The organism is Caballeronia sp. LjRoot29 (assembly GCF_964252755.1).
Taxonomy (GTDB): Bacteria; Pseudomonadota; Gammaproteobacteria; order Burkholderiales; family Burkholderiaceae; genus Caballeronia.
Genome location: NZ_CAXUPU020000031.1, coordinates 1 through 15,424 on the forward strand (window position 1 = coordinate 1; position 15,424 = coordinate 15,424).

The window sequence follows — 15,424 nt, forward strand, 5'->3', positions numbered from 1 at the left end:
AAATACGTTGGCTTCAAATGCGCGGACGACTACTACGAAAGCATCGACATGCCGACCGCGTTGCATCCACAAACTCTCCTCACCTTTACTTACGACGGCCAGCAATTGCCAACTAAGTACGGTTATCCGATGAAGCTCAGAATGCCAACCAAACTCGGCTACAAGAACCCGAAGCACATCATGGAGATCTTCGTCACCAACACTTTTCCTGGTGGCCACTGGGTCGACCAGAGTTACAACTGGTTCGGAGGTTCGTAACGGTACAAATGCGTCGTCGGACAACACGCTGCGATTCGCCTGTCGACGCCATACCGATTCTTGTAACAGCGTCGTATGCCGCCAGTTCCGTGCGGACGATTGCGTGCAGCACTTTCGTGCGCCGTGCTCGTCGTCAAGAGCTTGGATCAGCGGGTGCGCGTCGCATAAAGAGGCGGAATCGGATTGAACGAAGATAACCACATCCTCAAGACGGAATGCGACTCAGTGCATCTCCAATGAGTCACCCCTCGGATTTTTAATTCGCGGACCATTGCGATGTCGCGAGCAATGAAGCGATCGCCGCCGCAAGAGTTCGGTAGTGTTTTCACGTGGAGACGGTTCTGGAGTTTGCATCGAATTAATAGTGCGCGCGATGCTTAACAATTTGACTTGCTAGACCCAAGATTATTGCAGGCGTCTGATCCGCAGGAGCAATTGAGGCCCCTCCGTCGGTCGCATTGGCTCGCAAGTGAACCACATGTACACTCGCCTACTCAAGAGCCTATGGTCCTGGACACGCCATGTCTTACCGATTGCAAGTAAGTTCGCGCTGGCTGCCCATGGCGGTAGCTCGCCCGGTCAGACCGACGTTGGAGTCTCAGCAGATCTCGATGCAAATTCACGTGTGCTTGGATCCACGATAGCCGACTAAGGACCTGACGAGCCGCGGGCACAGCCATTGCTGCCTTTAGGGGACAAATCGCGACGTTCACCGGGCAGCATCGCTGTCTTCTCAAGCGAGCTACCCAATGACGACCAGGTCCACCGGTGATCCGACTGTTGCCGTGCTTGCGCAACTTATCGAACGCATTGCGGATCGCGACATCGCCGCGATAAGCGTGCTTTATGAGCTTACCGCGGCGAACCTGTATGCCGTAGCGCTACGCATACTGAGGCGAAGGGAGTTCGCGGAGGAGGTATTGCAAGACGCCTTTGTGAATGTCTGGAGGTTCGCTTCGGGATACAACAACAGCGTTTCGGCGCCCATGGTATGGATGGCAGTCATCGTTAGAAACCGCGCGTTCGATTACCTGAGACGACGAAAAGCCCTTGCGGGCCCGGAGATCGAATGGAGCGACATGCTTGACGATCTATTGGCGACTGAAACGCCTGATCCCTATGAAATGGCGGTCTCAGATGAGAATGCCCGGCATCTGTCCATCTGCATGAACCGTCTTGATGTAAACCAACGGCGCGCATTGGAGCTCGCTTACTTTTACGACTTGACCCATCGGGAGGTAGCAGAGCAAATGAACGCGCCACTCGGTACTGTAAAGGCGTGGATACGCCGTGGGACCGAAGCGCTTAAGATCAGCCTGCAGGTTTTGGATGGAACTGCGACTTCGACACCCTGTCTGCAAAAAAACAAACCTTCAAGCATCTCACCAATGGCATAGCGACATGATTGAAGTCCGGAAGGTAAATAGTCTTATGGGAGAGGCCGTTCTCGTCGATTGAGAAATTTCCGGCCGGTTCTCAAGCGGCTTCCTGAACTATCCCGGTCGTTCGGCTTAAGATTTTGCCATTGCGTTGCGATCGATCATCAAGCGACACGACGCGGCGAGGATCGGAATTTTCAATGAAATCGAAATGCGATCACTCTATCCTGCCGCGCCCTGTTGAACATGGCTAGGCTTGTGCGTCCCTTACAGATCAAGGAGGCTTCAATGAACTACCGGGCGAGTTATCTCTTGGCGCTACATCGCTGGGTGTTGCGTGTTGCTCTGTCGGCGTGTGCCGTCGCCGCTTGCTCAACCACGAGCGCGATCGCAGCAACGACGCTGTCGGCCAATGATCAAGCATTCGTAGCCAAGGTTGGGCAGGGTGGGATGTTTGAAGTGGAAGCGAGCAAAGTGGCAGAAGACAAGGCAAAGGCGCAGGATCTCAAGGATCAGGCGACGACCGAAGTCCATGACCATGAACTTGTCGGTGAAAAACTCAAATCAATCACGTCGGCTAACGGGGTCGATTTGCCTTCAAAACTGAACAGCGACTTCCAAAGTCGTGTCGATCGCCTCCGCACGCTGTCCGGCGATGCATTCGACAAAGCCTATCTGACTGAGATGGTGCGAATCCACGCGATGGATGGCGCGGCCTTCGCTAAAGAAGCCAAAACCGGCGACAGCCCCGATTTGCGCGCGTTTGCCTCCGAGACAGTGCGTATCGTTGAACGCCATATTGGCGCCCTTCACGGCACGGATAAAGCGATCAGATGATTGAGGTTCGACGGGATGCATGGACATCCGCCGAGGCCAACGAAGCTTCTACCGATCCTTCCTGGTCGTCGCCTCCGGATTTGCTACGTTTCAAGGTGCGAAAGTCCGGCTGTGCGTAGTGCGCCGGCGAAGGGAACAAGCTTATCCGATCGGGGAAGATTGGGACTTGCGCGATTGTTGCTAGAGCTTTCTCAACTGGAGGCTGCGATGGAAATGATGAATAGCATCTTCAGATAGTATGTTGTCTGGCCGCCGTAATCACGATCTCCCCGAACTCCTTTGGTCCTTGTCCCAAAGTAGCTGGCCTGCGATCAGGCCGCCGGCATCGAGTAGCGGGAAACATCGACGCGGTCTGCCACACGGCCGCCAAACATCACGGTGCGCCTTCGCGAAATGGACGAGGCTGACATCTTCGCGTGGGCCGGGAACAAGTGTTGCATCCCCGTTGTAATCCGGGATGCAACGGCCGTCGAAGCGTCAACACTGGGGGCAAGCACATGAGCGTTCTCGCGAGCATCATCGACAAGATTTTCCCGCCCGATCATCCTGCCAATACGTTATCTGGCGCAACAATTGCCCCGGCGACCGCTCCACCCGGTCCTTCGATCGCGCCACCGACCAATCTGAACGATACCGCCGCAGCGTCACAACCTCCGGTCACGCCCTTGCCGACGGTAGACATTGCGGCGATTCTTGACACGCGGCAGTCGGCCCGCACCGATCCTTTGGACTGGCGGACTTCAATTGTTGACCTTCTGAAGCTCCTTAATCTCGACAGCAGCCTTGAAGTCAGAAAGTTACTAGCCGCAGAATTGGCCTATCCAGAAAACCAAGACGACTCCGACCTCGTGGACGTCTGGCTCCATAAAGAAATATTGAAGCGGCTTGCGCGAAATGGCGGCGAGGTTCCAACCAGTTTGAAAACTTGAACGACCCTAGAGAACCCAAACAAGGTGACGCACGATGACTTCGAAAGCGGGAAACAACGCATGCAATGCCGGCGTCGTTTTGATTGAACAGCAACTGATCGCCTTGACAACATTCGCAACCTTGCTAGCAGACTGGGACGGCAAGGGGCGCGCGCTGCCCGACCTCACTGCAGGCGAGCGCTACCTGCAAAGAAGGCGTGCAGCGAGCCGCGCCAGCTCGCACATTGAAGCGGGCGTGACGCTGAAGCACGAACTGGTTCCTGTTCGACTCCTATGGGAAAGGTTTCTTGATTTTCCTGAGGGATCATCGAGCGTACTCCGAACTGCCTGTGCTAATGCCATCCTTGCGGTCGCGGTATTTTTCGAACAACATGGGATGGGCGCATTGAAGACGCCCGAAGTCCAGTTCTTAATGCGCATTCGCGATGCCGCAGTGAACGCAAACCTTTTTGAAATCGAGAGCGGCCACTATATTCCCGTCGCGACCTTCGATGGCCTCGCCATTTCCGACAGGCTCAACGGCGCGCTTCTTTTCGGCGACGAAACCACGCCCGGCTTTTTAGAGTTTGGCGATGTTGCCGCACTGCTCGCGTATCTTTCGACGCATCTGAGCGGTGTTCAGACCATGGTGAGTGCCGGCGATGCGGGTTGAATGTGGAGATTGTCGACCGCTAAGTCACTTGAACCGGGTCAACTCGCGCGTTGAAACGCGCTTCCGTCGATCGCGGCCATGACGAATAGCTGACCCGACACCATCAAGGGTATCCGATCACACAATGATCGCGTGCGCAGCAACGGCCGTTCTATAGCCCTGGGAATCGTTTAAGCCACCAGGGTCGACGCGATACGCCTTCAGGATTTTGCCGCCGACCGGCGCGTGCTAGCGGCGATAGTTGACGCCGCCCCCTGTCGACCAGCGATCAGTGATAGGTGGTGGCCGACCAGTATTGGCCATTCGCACACGGCATTATTCGCAAGCCCCAATTGGTCGGCTCCGAACATTTTAGTTAGTCGGGGCGTTTTAAGACCAATACAGCATTGGTTCCACCGAAAGCGAATGAATTCGACAGCATAACTTTCGTCGACCGGCGTTCTCGCGGTGCATTCGGCACATAGTCCAGATCGCATGCTGGGTCAGTGTTTTTCAAGTGCATAGTGGGCAGCAAGGTGTCTTGCCGCATCGCGAGCAACGACAAAACACACTCAAGCGCTCCAGCCGCGCCCAGCAGATGTCCGTGAACGGACTTCGTCGCGCTGACCGGAATACGATAGGCACGTTCGCCGAAAACCTCTTTTATTGCTGCTGTTTCAGTTGAATCGTTCGCAGAAGTCCCGGTACCGTGAGCGTTGATCGCGTCAACTTCAGACCTGTCGATTTGAGCGACGAAGAGTGCGTTGCGCATGGCAGCTGCTTGTCCCTCCACACTTGGTCGTGTGATATGGCCAATATCGGTTGCGAGGCCGTAACCAATCACCTCGCCGTATATCGGAGCTCCACGTGACACCGCGAATTCCCAAGGTTCGAGGATCACCATCGCTGCGCCTTCGGCGAGCACCATACCGCTGCGATTCTCGGAAAATGGCTTGCACGACGCGGCAGGGTCCTTGCCGTCGATAGTCGCGATGGTGTGAAGCGCCTCCCACGCTTTGAGCGAGCCGCATGATAATGGCGCCTCTGTGCCGCCGGCGATCGCGAAGTCGAGCTCTCCGCGCGCAACCCGCGACCACCCTTCCCCAATTGCCACGGCAGACGAGGCGCATGCAGTCGAATAAGTCAGGCACGGGCCACGTAGCCCGTATTCAATGCTGATCCACGCCGCAGGCGCGTTGTACATGCCCATCAAAACGGTAAATGGTTTGATGCGGTCGGACTCCTCACCATAGAGAATTTGATAACCATCATCTATAGTGTGTGTGCCTCCCATCCCGGTCCCGACGAATACTCCGCTACGCGAAAGATCGTTGGAATCCGATTCCCACCGCGCGTCAGCAACCGCTTCTTTGGCCGCCACGAGCGCGAACTGGCTCACGCGGTCAAGCATCCGTAGTTTGGGGGGAGCGAAGTGATCCGCACCATTTAACTTCGCCGATCCCGCTATGGGCGATACAAGCCGCCCCGCAAATGGAACGTCCAGACGATGAATGCCGGAAACGCCTTTTCGTGCGTTTTCGAACACTTTTGGCGCAGAGGTGCCTAGCGGACAGATCGCACCTACGCCAGTAATAGCTACTCTTCTCATAGCGACGAAGACGCCGAGGGCAACTTGTCGGTCGCGGTCAAGTCTCCGTGCTGAACAGCAATCTGCGCATCGATAAACTGAAAGACATCCTTTAAAGTTTTTAGAGGCGGCGGTTCTGCCGACACGGTTATCTTGAATTTGTCTTCAACGGCAAACAGCAACTCTGCCACTGCCAATGAGTCAAGGCCGAGCGTTTCGAGTGAAGCATCAGGTGTCAGCGCTGCCGGCTCGAGGCTGTAGTCCTCAGCCAGCGTTGCGCGAAGCCATTCAAAGGTCGTGGTCATAGCGGTATGGTTAGCCTTCTTTTGCTTGTCGTCTGTCGGTCGAATATCGCAATCATACGGTGCTTCGCAAAGTGGTTAGCGAGGCGATGGTCGCTGCATCGACCGCGCAACGGGTCTTACCGCTCCATCTTGCACCCAATGGCAGCAGGCCAGGCCACACTTTGACGAGCATAAGCAATGCATCGGCAGTTGGCGCGCGCATACTCGCGTGAGCGAACAGGGAAGCGAGGCGCATGCGCGGACCGAATCGCTGATGCCATTGTCGTGCGTAGCGGCGTCTCGCTGAATGTTGCCACGCCGCGTCACCCGCTATGTGACCTCGCTCTTCGCGTTGTGCGCCGAGCAACTCCGCGCATAAGAGCCACGCCGATTGCAACGCCATGCTCATGCCCTCACCAATGATCGGGTGCGCCTCCCCCGCAGCATTGCCTATCCGGAAAAATCCGTCATCGTTGTGAACACGAATACCGGGATGCAGTGGACCGGCGGCGATCCAGGCTTCGGGGCGCGTAGCCGTTGAAAGCGTTTTGCGAACTCCCGCGCACTCTCGTATAAGCATGGCCTCAACCGCTTCGCCAGCACTCATTCCCGGCGCTGTGTGTCGCAGCGCTTCTAAACGATCGCGACGCACGCAACAGGCCAACGTCATGACGCGGCCGTCGGCCACAACCATGCCTCCGTATCCGCCGTCAAACGACAATACAGGCAGCAAGCCGTCCTCTAACGATGCGTCCGCGAAATTAGCTTTGAATGCTAGCAAGTCATTGGCACGGTGTACGCGTCTTCCTTCGTCACGACTTCCAGGCAAGGCCGCCCAAGAACCGTGCGCGTCGATCGCGATGGGAGCACAAAGCGTTGCTCTTGCTTTTGATCCCAAGGCTTTCAATTCGCAGCGCCATGCACCTGGACCGCCTCGAACGCTGTTCAAGGACCACGGTTGAAAGATTTGCACGCCGACCGCGCGAGCTTTTCCAATTAAAAGCGTGTCGAGCGTCTCGCGGCCAAGCGCACGACCCCATGCAAAGCCGCTGCGGGTGGCTGGCGGCAGCTCGGTGACCGCAGTGTGAGCGCCCCGCATGAAGGCAACCTTGCGCAACGCCGGTCCGGCGAGGCGTTCGAACTCTGACGCTACTCCCAGCGCGCTGAGAAGCGGCAGGTTGCTTGCTGCAATGCACTCACCACATACCTTGCGACGCGGGAACGTTTGCTTTTCGATCAGCGCGACAGACCAGCCCGCACTCGCCAATAGGATCGCGGCCGATGATCCGGCGGGACCGGCACCGATGATAAGTACATCGAAGTTATTTTCCATGATCAACCTACAATCGATGGGCAGAAAAGCAATGGCTAAAGAACCCTGCGGAATATTCACTCATGCTCCAACGATGCCCTGTTTGCACCCAAAGTTTTGTGATCTCGGCGTCCCGAAAGCCCGCGTGTACACTTAGCACTGCGTCTTCGCGCGTGACCGCGTTCGCACCAATCGCCCCAATTAAGTGGCTGCCTGCTAGCGCGATGTACGAACGGTGCGGCTCACAAGCGAGAAACCGGCTGCAAGACCGCGCAATTGCGTTGAGCAAATTAAGCAGGAACACTCCTTCGAAGTGGTGCAGAAAGAGGTTGACGACGATCAGGTCCCATCGTTCCGGGTCCTGATCGTGCCGAGCACAATCACTATTTTCGACCCAATCGGTGACGTCCTCGACTTTTATGTCGACTTTCCAATTAGCCTTCTCGTACGCTTCTACCGTCTTTGACGCGACCAATTGTTGGCGATCAAGCAGGGTTAGATCGACCTCCGGCCACGCGGGTCCTAAAGCTCTCGCGACGCTAAGCATCAGCGTGCCGTCGCCCGCGCCAAGTTCAAGTACCCGGAGACGGCTAGAAGGAAGGTGAGGGACTAGCTGCTTAAGGGCATTGCAGACAATGGAACGCGTGCCCATTACCCGATGCACGCGTTGCAAATCTCGGCGCGAACGCATCGCTCTCGGATCGACTTCTTTGAGGTGATCAGGCGTCTCAGCAGAGACCTTCCGTGGAAGACTCATCGGTGCTCCAGGATCGACAACGCGAACGGTAACGAATCGAGATAAATCATTCGCCCACCTTGAGCAGCGCGCCATGGCAACTAAACCCGGCTCCGAACGAGGACAGCCACCACCATCCACCCGGTGCGTTATCAGCGAGGGCCGCTGCGAGCACGAAATAGACAAAGGCGCTTGACATGTTTCCATACTCACGCAGCATGGCTGCGCTATACCGTAGGTCGAGCGGCTGCAGGTCCAAGGAGCGCTCGATAGCGAGTAAAACGTCACGCCCCCCCGCATGCATGATCCAGGCGGAAATGTCTTGAGATACTACATTTTGCCGTTTGAGCACGACTTCAAGCACGCGCTGAGCATAATGCGCGGCCAGTCGCGGCACGGGTCGGGTCAATACGTTTCGCAACATACCGTCGCGTTGCTCGAACATCAACGCTTGCCGCTCGCTCGGATCAATCAGCGACGAACTGTCGATCCACTCGATGGAACGCGATGCGATGTCGGGGTCGGGGTCTCGCGACAGGACGACTGCGCCGGCACCATCGCCAAAAAGGCAAGCGCTTATGATGACGCCCGGGTCATTGTCCAGGTACATTGCCGCGCTACTGACCTCGACGCAGATTGACAGCACATGCCGGCAACCGCCAGGTGCACCGGCAGCGGACGCCCCTAAGAGCGCTTGGCCGAGTTGCAGATTAGGTAAAGCGGCCGCGCAACCCTGCCCCACAAGGTCGAACGCTTGGACGTCAGCGCGCAGGCACACTCGCTCAGCGACATAGCCGGAAAGGCCTGGACACATGTATCCAGTGCACGTGCTAACTACGACTGCGTCAATCTCGCCAGATACCAAGCCTGCACGATCCAGTGCTCGCATAGCTGCCTGTGCGGCGAGATGAGGCGCGTGCTCGGAAAATCGTTTGGAAAGCGTGTTCGGATCAATAGCAAAAACGTCGTCGAGCGACGCAAGCGCGAGCCGTCGCGCCTCGATTCCGTTATCGCGTTGTAAGACAGTGCGGGCAACGAAGTGCGAACGTGCATCGAGGCGAGCAAACCACTCCGAGTTTTGGAATGCCGCTAGGCACTCGGCCTTTGTGTACCGCTGAGGAGGACTTGCGGTACCGATTCCTCTAACGAACATATAACCTTTGATATCTTGAGTGATGCTTCGCGTGGTGAATGCATAGCCATTACTGGCATGAAAGCGGATCTGACCTCGCCGAAGTCCCGATAAGTGACTAGGCGTAGGCGCAAAAGACGGACCTGATCAGCTCAAGCGCAACCATGTGCGCAGCTCAAGCGCAACCATGTGCGAGTAAAAATGCACAAATGCTGAGCCACTTATTCGGATAGCCGGCCGGAACCCGGGTTTACGCGGGCGGTCCTGGAGCTCGCCTCGGACACTCATGAGGTGCCGACAGTTGCTTGGGTATGCCACCAAATAATTCTAAAGAATTGCCGTCTCGGGAGAACTGGAAAACGTAGCTGCGGTCCTTTAACGACGGACATCGCCGGCCGAAAGGGTAATCGGCATTGCATATTCCGACGAGCCGACGTCTTGGAAATTCGCGGAGCACAGACGAGGAATATCTCTTGCGAGAGCGATCTAACCACCCAAGGAGGCGCTCATGACATCGCACAAGCCGTCCGACCCATTCAAGAATGCTTCCGGAGGTTGGGGGTCTCTGAAGGCCGTGACTGGAATTCTTCTTCAGGAGCATGTCGCAATCGATGGCAGTCGGGTACTCATGCATCAAAATAAACCGGACGGGTTCATGTGTGTGAGTTGCTCGTGGGCCAAACCCAAGGATCCTCACACGTTCGAGTTCTGTGAAAGCGGTGCAAAAGCGACCGCGTGGGACCTGACAGCGAAGCGTGTCGACCCAGATTTTTTCAGCCAGCACACCGTGACAGAACTCAACGAGTGGCACGATCACGAGCTCGAGGAAGCAGGTCGAGTCGCGGCCCCTCTCCGATGGGATCCCAAATCCGACAAGTACGTTGAAGTGTCGTGGCAACAGGCATTCTCCGAGATCGGGAACGAACTCAAAGCCCTTGATCCCGACTCTGCGGTTTTCTACACCTCGGGAAGGGCATCGCTCGAAACCTCGTACATGTATCAGTTGTTTGCTCGCATGTATGGTACGAATAATCTGCCCGACAGCTCGAACATGTGCCACGAGAGCACCAGCGTCGGGCTCAAACAAGCTATTGGCGTGGGCGTAGGAACTGTCACACTCGAAGATTTCGAGAAAACCGATCTCATATTCTTCTTCGGTCAAAACGTAGGTACAAATAGCCCGCGCATGCTTCACCCGGTACAGGATGCGCGCAAACGCGGCGTACCGGTCATCACCTTCAACCCGATCCGAGAGCCGGGCCTTGTCAGCTTCGTCAATCCCCAGTCGCCTATCGAGATGCTGACGCCCGGCTCAACGCAGATCAGTACGCAGTACCATCAAGTCAAGGTAGGGGGCGATAGCGCCGCGATCGCTGGGATTTGTAAGGCCTTGCTGGAAGCGGATGAACAGGCCGTCGCCGCTGGCCTGACTCGGCTGCTTGATGTCGCCTTTATTCAGGAGCACACAGTTGGCTTTGACGAGTTCGCAGCGTTCGTGCGGAACACCGGTTGGGAAGAAATAGAAACTATGAGTGCCCTTTCCCGCGAGGCGCTTACCGAGGCCGCTAACGAGTACAGCCGCGCAAATGCAGTCATCGCGAACTATGGCATGGGGCTAACTCAGCACAGGATGGGGGTCCAGAATGTGCGCATGCTGATGAACCTTCTGCTACTGCGGGGCAATATTGGAAAGCCCGGTGCTGGCCCGTCGCCTGTGCGCGGCCACTCGAACGTTCAAGGCCAGCGAACGGTTGGCATCACCGAAAAACCCGAGTTGGCGCCGCTTGACAAGCTTGCGCAACAGTACAGTTTTGAGCCGCCGCGTGAGAAGGGGCTCAATACGGTGGAAGCCTGTGAAGCAATTCTAGCGGGCAAGGTGCGCGCGGTGTTCCAACTTGGGGGAAATCTTGTCCGGTCTGTGCCGGACCGCTTCGTAATGGAACCTGCATGGCGCAACCTTAGGTTGACCGTCAACGTGACGACCAGGCTCAACCGCAGCCATTTAATTCACGGCGCAGTCTCTTACATTCTTCCGTGTCTAAGCAGGATCGAAATCGACGTACGTGCTGGCCACGCGCAAGCAGTTTCAATGGAAGACAGCACGGGGTGCATGCATGGTTCCCGCGGCGTTGCGAAGCCCGCCAGCGAAATGCTTATGTCCGAACAAGGGATTGTTGCGGGCATCGCCCAGGCGACGCTGGGACACGCTTGCACCGTCGATTGGACCGCGTGGGCCAACGACTATGGGTTAGTACGAGACGCGATCGCAGAAACGTATCCAACCATTTTCCATGATTTCAATGAGCGCATGTGGACGCCGGGAGGCTTTCATCGGCCAATACCTGCAGCCGAGCGCAAGTGGGACACGAAAAGCGGAAAAGCCGAATTCCTGACTCCCACGTCGCTTGACGAAGACCCAGATATGACCATTTCCGAGGCGGATACCTTGCGGTTATTCACCTTGCGCAGCGATAGCCAGTTCAACACCACCATTTACAACCTGGACGACCGCTTTCGTGGAATCCACGGTAATCGGATGGTGCTTTTCATGAACGAGCACGACATCGACCGCCTAGGCCTGTCACCGGATCAGGAGGTGACTGTGGAAACTGTCGCGGGCGACGGGGTACAACGTCGAGTGACCGGACTGAAGGTAGTGCGCTATAACGTGCCGGCCGGGTGCGTCGGAGGATATTACCCGGAATGCAATCCACTATTGCCCCTTTGGCACTACGCAAAGGAAAGCAAGGTGCCCGCGGCAAAGTCGATTCCGGTGAGGATGGTCTTGTAGGCGAATGATGGCGAGCTTCCGGGTCGCTCCTTGGGAAGCGCCTCCTCAAAGGAGGCAGCCCGACGATGAGGGTTGCATGCGCCTTCTGTTTGGCGAAATATGAAACGCTTCTTTTTCTGTAACGGATCAAGCGAACGCCTATGCCTCCGTTCTGGCTGAGTATCATCGCGAAAGCTCATATATTTCTTTCGCTGATTGCGGCGGGTTGGGTGGCTGTCGATATTTTTGTAGTGGGTCTACTGCGGTGCAATAACCCGAGGGATGGGGCCAACCTCGGCCACCTTCGTGCCGCCCACTGACGACCCACCCGCTGGGCCGAGCGTGAAAAGCCAGACCTTGCCCGCCGATTCGGCGACCAGTGCCCAGGTGCCTGCGGCGGTTTGTGCTTGGCCGCATGTCGTAAAGCTTTCTATCCGCCAGAAAAGTTGTCCGGGCGGCAACTCGGCGACCTTCTTTTCGGCCAGCATTGTGATGACAAGCGGCGTCTGCGCAACCGCCGCCGATGGCAGCAAGCATGGTCCCAACGCGAGAACCAGGACGAAACCGATAAGAAATCGTGTCATGAAGGCGCCGCCTTCGTTCCCGCACCGGCGTAAGCCACTCTGGAGCCTCAATCGCCGCGCTATGTCATCGACAAACCGACGACTGTGACAGGTGACCACGCGCCAAAACGGGCTCTTTCGCGGCCGTGCGGCGGTCAACTGAGGCTAGCCAGAATCTACTCCGAATAGAAACCCGAACCCACCAGGCCTGGAACTCCGTTGATCTTTACTGCCTTCACATAGGTCCATTTATGCGACGGCTGAGTCTGCCCGGGTCTCTGGAACATATAGTCGACCCAGCCCGATCCCTTCGTTTCAGTCGTCTGAATCATTACGTCGTGAAACAGCTTGCCGTTGGTATCTTTCTGACCGCTGACGTTGGTCCCCTCACGGGCTGGGAAGGCCGGATTCAACAAGACATTTGTGTTCAGATCGTACACGAACAGATAGGTGTCCCCGTGGAACCACTCGCTGCCTTTCACTCTGAATTCGGAAAACGCGGCCTTGCCTTTACTGTCAATCAACGCCGCGGCTTTGTCGACCAGCGCTTCGGTCTGTTTTGCTGTCTCGGACGTCGGGGGAGATGACTGAGAAAGTGCAGGCGACGCGGAGCAGAACAATCCAACAAGCAGCAAGATGCTGGTAAAGAGAGCCTTCCCGTTCATAGCGCTATCTCCAGCCGCTGAATGCGGCGCTGTTCCGTACATTGGTCGCTCTTCCCGGCCTGAACTGGTGGCGCTGGGTCTGGGCAGCCTCTGCGCGTGATCGCGTGTCTATCCCCGAATCCCGGGCGTCGGCCGCTTTCAATGGCTTGTCCAGCCGTATCGCCAATGACGACCGCTGAGCGGACCCGGTGGCGCTTCGTCATAGGCTCGGCGAGGACCGCACAAGAGCCACTTGTGAACGTGAAGCATCCGCTCCGTATGCGAGAAGACTAGTGCGCAAAGCGCAGCTTGGTGAGGCTCGTTTTCCCGCATTGCATGGGGGGTAAGCATCAAGCCCTGCGAACCGTATTTCCGTTGATCGAACGGCGTTCGTGATAGCGGGTCTCGAGCGCATCTTGCATACGGTTCAAGAGGGAAATATAGGGGGCCATCTGTGTCGTCGGCATGAGCTGCGCGGCGGCGATATTTGTTTCGTCCCAAAGTCGCTCCAATTTGTCACGCGCGATTGCTAGTGGCAAATGAGATGCTAAGAGATCAGCGAAATCCTGTTCGATTTCTGCTACGGGCCGGAAGGAGGACATGTGCAGTTTGGTGATGGTTGGCGTGCCTTGATGGTAACAACATCGGTGAGGTTCATAGCTGCGTTACACAGGCGAGAGAGCGAAGAATAGTGCGAGATAAAATGGCCCCATTTTTAACGCTACGTCGCCATGAATCTCTCCGTTGCGCAGCCCCCGTAAAACTCGATTCACGCTTGCTTGAGCGGTGCCGTGAACATCTGGTCAAAGCCGCCGCGCGCCATGGGCTCAAGCTCAGACAGAACTACAACCGCGAGGCACCGCGCCTGGCCGGGCAGATTGGCCGCTACGCGCACGCCAAGCAGTACAAGCGCATGAGGAAAGCGTTGCGCACGCTGCGCTCGCGCGTGGGCCGGGTGATGCGCGATGTCCAACGGCAAGTCGACCGAGCGTCGGACTCGGGTCGCGTCGCGCTGCTGGAACTGATCGCCCGTACGAAGCGGATTCTGGCGCAGAAGCCCAAGGATAAGAACAAGCTATACGCATTGGATGCACCGGAAGTCGAGTGCCTGGCCAAATCTAAGATTCGCACACCATATGAGTTTGGTGTGAAGGTATCTATCGCGACGACTCACAAGGAGGGCCTAGTCGTTGGCGCTCGCTCAATGCCGGGCAATCCATACGACGGGCATACGCTGGCTGAGGCGTTGGAGCAGGCGGCAATCATGAGTGATGTGAGCCCGGAAGTGGCGGTTGTGGATCGGGGCTACAAGGGCGTCGCGATCGATGGCGTGAAGAACTATCACCCTGGCTTGAGGCGTGGCATCACGCGTGGACTACGGGCGATGATTCGACGGCGCAGCGCGATCGAGCCGGCTATCGGTCATATGAAGGCGGATGGCAAACTCGATCGGAACTGGCTCAAAGGTGCACTGGGCGATGCGATGCACGCGGTGCTGTGCGGCGCCGGCCACAACCTGCGGATGATTCTCAGGAGGCTGCGGTTTTTTTACGCCTTTATGCTGGCCCTGCTGCTGAACTCGGCCGTTCGCATATGACCCAGCGACTACACCACCGGCCGACAAAACCAATTGTTCAGGGTCGACCAGGTAACAAGCGAAGTGCCGTTCATCTCGGTTAGAGGCTCGACTTACCGTTGATATCTGGGGACGGCCAAGATCCGTTACACCCGAACCGTAGACTCTGGAGCCTTTGCATGATTGCCTCAAAGGGTTCTTTAAATTTGTCACACCGTGATATAATATAATTATAGATCCTTTCATCATCAGACCTGGAGTCGGACGGCCTGCTCCAGAATAGAGAAATGTCGCCGGGTGCACGCCCCATGGGGAGGTGCTGTACGCCGGATGGACGGGACCTCCCCATGCTAAAGGCCTCAATTCACGGAGGCCTTATCATGCTGGTTATTTTCCAATCCACCGCGACGCCTGACGTTGTCATGCTCAGGAACCTCGCTCAATATCTTCTAAGTCTGATGGGCAAGAAGCTCGGCGCGCGCGGCGTGATCGCGCACGAAGAAATACCCCATGCGATCGCTCGGCTCGAAGCAGCTATCTCCGAGCAGCCGCATGCAGAGGCTACCCTCGAATCGCTCCGTAGCATCCCGAATGGTCACCACCATGTCGCGGATGACGACCGTCGCGCGCTTTTGCACCGGGCGTGGCCATTGCTCGACATGATGCGTGAGGCTCACAAACAGAATGCCGACATTATCTGGGGCCTGTAGCTGTCCTTTGTTATGCCAACGAGCGAGCGGTCCGAGCGATTGGGGTTCATAGCGACGCCGGAGCAGTTGAGCACA

Annotated in this window: 15 protein-coding genes and 1 pseudogene; 8 read left to right on the plus strand and 8 right to left on the minus strand. The window is 56.8% G+C overall.

Annotated elements, in window-relative coordinates:
- From ACSQ83_RS26930 to ACSQ83_RS26950, 5 genes are all read left to right on the plus strand, one after another.
- Nucleotides 1–258, plus strand: a 258-nt coding sequence (locus ACSQ83_RS26930) for a molybdopterin-dependent oxidoreductase (RefSeq protein ID WP_436230261.1), incomplete at its 5' end; no start/stop codon positions are given.
- Nucleotides 259–1,007: 749 nt separating this feature from the next.
- The gene (locus tag ACSQ83_RS26935; RefSeq protein ID WP_436230262.1) at nt 1,008–1,655 is read left to right on the plus strand and encodes an RNA polymerase sigma factor; all 648 of its coding nucleotides are present in this window, start codon (nt 1,008–1,010) and stop codon (nt 1,653–1,655) included.
- 270 nt (nt 1,656–1,925) lie between these two features.
- Complete coding sequence (locus tag ACSQ83_RS26940; protein ID WP_436230263.1) at nt 1,926–2,474, plus strand: DUF4142 domain-containing protein; 549 nt, start codon at nt 1,926–1,928, stop codon at nt 2,472–2,474.
- A 497-nt stretch (nt 2,475–2,971) separates the two neighbouring features.
- Nucleotides 2,972–3,403 carry a DUF3597 domain-containing protein gene (locus ACSQ83_RS26945; RefSeq protein WP_436230264.1) on the plus strand — a complete coding sequence of 144 codons (432 nt, stop codon included), beginning with the start codon at nt 2,972–2,974 and terminating at the stop codon, nt 3,401–3,403.
- 34 nt (nt 3,404–3,437) lie between these two features.
- Nucleotides 3,438–4,055, plus strand: a complete 618-nt coding sequence (locus ACSQ83_RS26950; RefSeq protein WP_436230265.1) for a hypothetical protein — start codon at nt 3,438–3,440, stop codon at nt 4,053–4,055.
- Between the two features lie 355 nt (nt 4,056–4,410).
- Here the strand turns inward: ACSQ83_RS26950 and ACSQ83_RS26955 are convergent, their stop codons facing one another.
- The 5 genes from ACSQ83_RS26955 to ACSQ83_RS26975 are packed head-to-tail and all read right to left on the minus strand — an operon-like array spanning nt 4,411 to nt 9,176.
- Nucleotides 4,411–5,643, minus strand: coding sequence for a beta-ketoacyl-[acyl-carrier-protein] synthase family protein (locus ACSQ83_RS26955; protein WP_436230266.1), 1,233 nt, complete (start codon nt 5,641–5,643; stop codon nt 4,411–4,413).
- The gene (locus ACSQ83_RS26960; protein ID WP_436230267.1) at nt 5,640–5,927 is read right to left on the minus strand and encodes an acyl carrier protein; all 288 of its coding nucleotides are present in this window, start codon (nt 5,925–5,927) and stop codon (nt 5,640–5,642) included. Before ACSQ83_RS26960 ends, ACSQ83_RS26955 begins: the two co-directional genes overlap by 4 nt.
- Nucleotides 5,928–5,979: 52 nt before the next feature.
- Nucleotides 5,980–7,239: an NAD(P)/FAD-dependent oxidoreductase gene (locus ACSQ83_RS26965; RefSeq protein WP_436230268.1), complete on the minus strand. Its 1,260-nt coding sequence runs from the start codon at nt 7,237–7,239 to the stop codon at nt 5,980–5,982.
- Between the two features lie 7 nt (nt 7,240–7,246).
- Nucleotides 7,247–7,975 (minus strand): class I SAM-dependent methyltransferase, encoded by a 729-nt coding sequence (locus ACSQ83_RS26970; RefSeq protein ID WP_436230269.1) that lies wholly within the window; start codon nt 7,973–7,975, stop codon nt 7,247–7,249.
- Between the two features lie 46 nt (nt 7,976–8,021).
- Nucleotides 8,022–9,176, minus strand: coding sequence for a type III polyketide synthase (locus ACSQ83_RS26975; RefSeq protein WP_436230335.1), 1,155 nt, complete (start codon nt 9,174–9,176; stop codon nt 8,022–8,024).
- A gap of 418 nt (nt 9,177–9,594) precedes the next feature.
- On the opposite strand from ACSQ83_RS26975, the gene ACSQ83_RS26980 reads away from it, so the two are divergent.
- Complete coding sequence (locus ACSQ83_RS26980) at nt 9,595–11,877, plus strand: FdhF/YdeP family oxidoreductase (RefSeq protein ID WP_436230270.1); 2,283 nt, start codon at nt 9,595–9,597, stop codon at nt 11,875–11,877.
- Between the two features lie 236 nt (nt 11,878–12,113).
- Here the strand turns inward: ACSQ83_RS26980 and ACSQ83_RS26985 are convergent, their stop codons facing one another.
- The 3 genes from ACSQ83_RS26985 to ACSQ83_RS26995 form a co-directional block, all read right to left on the minus strand.
- Nucleotides 12,114–12,440 carry a hypothetical protein gene (locus tag ACSQ83_RS26985; protein WP_436230271.1) on the minus strand — a complete coding sequence of 109 codons (327 nt, stop codon included), beginning with the start codon at nt 12,438–12,440 and terminating at the stop codon, nt 12,114–12,116.
- 155 nt (nt 12,441–12,595) lie between these two features.
- On the minus strand, nt 12,596–13,084 hold the full coding sequence (locus ACSQ83_RS26990; RefSeq protein ID WP_436230272.1) for a cache domain-containing protein: 489 nt from the start codon (nt 13,082–13,084) through the stop codon (nt 12,596–12,598).
- Between the two features lie 329 nt (nt 13,085–13,413).
- Nucleotides 13,414–13,665: a hypothetical protein gene (locus ACSQ83_RS26995; RefSeq protein WP_436230273.1), complete on the minus strand. Its 252-nt coding sequence runs from the start codon at nt 13,663–13,665 to the stop codon at nt 13,414–13,416.
- A 164-nt stretch (nt 13,666–13,829) separates the two neighbouring features.
- On the opposite strand from ACSQ83_RS26995, the pseudogene ACSQ83_RS27000 reads away from it, so the two are divergent.
- Both ACSQ83_RS27000 and ACSQ83_RS27005 read left to right on the plus strand, forming a co-directional pair.
- Nucleotides 13,830–14,660, plus strand: a pseudogene (locus tag ACSQ83_RS27000) (IS5 family transposase); the annotation flags it as partial.
- Between the two features lie 359 nt (nt 14,661–15,019).
- Nucleotides 15,020–15,349: a DUF1840 domain-containing protein gene (locus tag ACSQ83_RS27005; protein WP_436230274.1), complete on the plus strand. Its 330-nt coding sequence runs from the start codon at nt 15,020–15,022 to the stop codon at nt 15,347–15,349.
- Nucleotides 15,350–15,424: the final 75 nt, after the last annotated feature.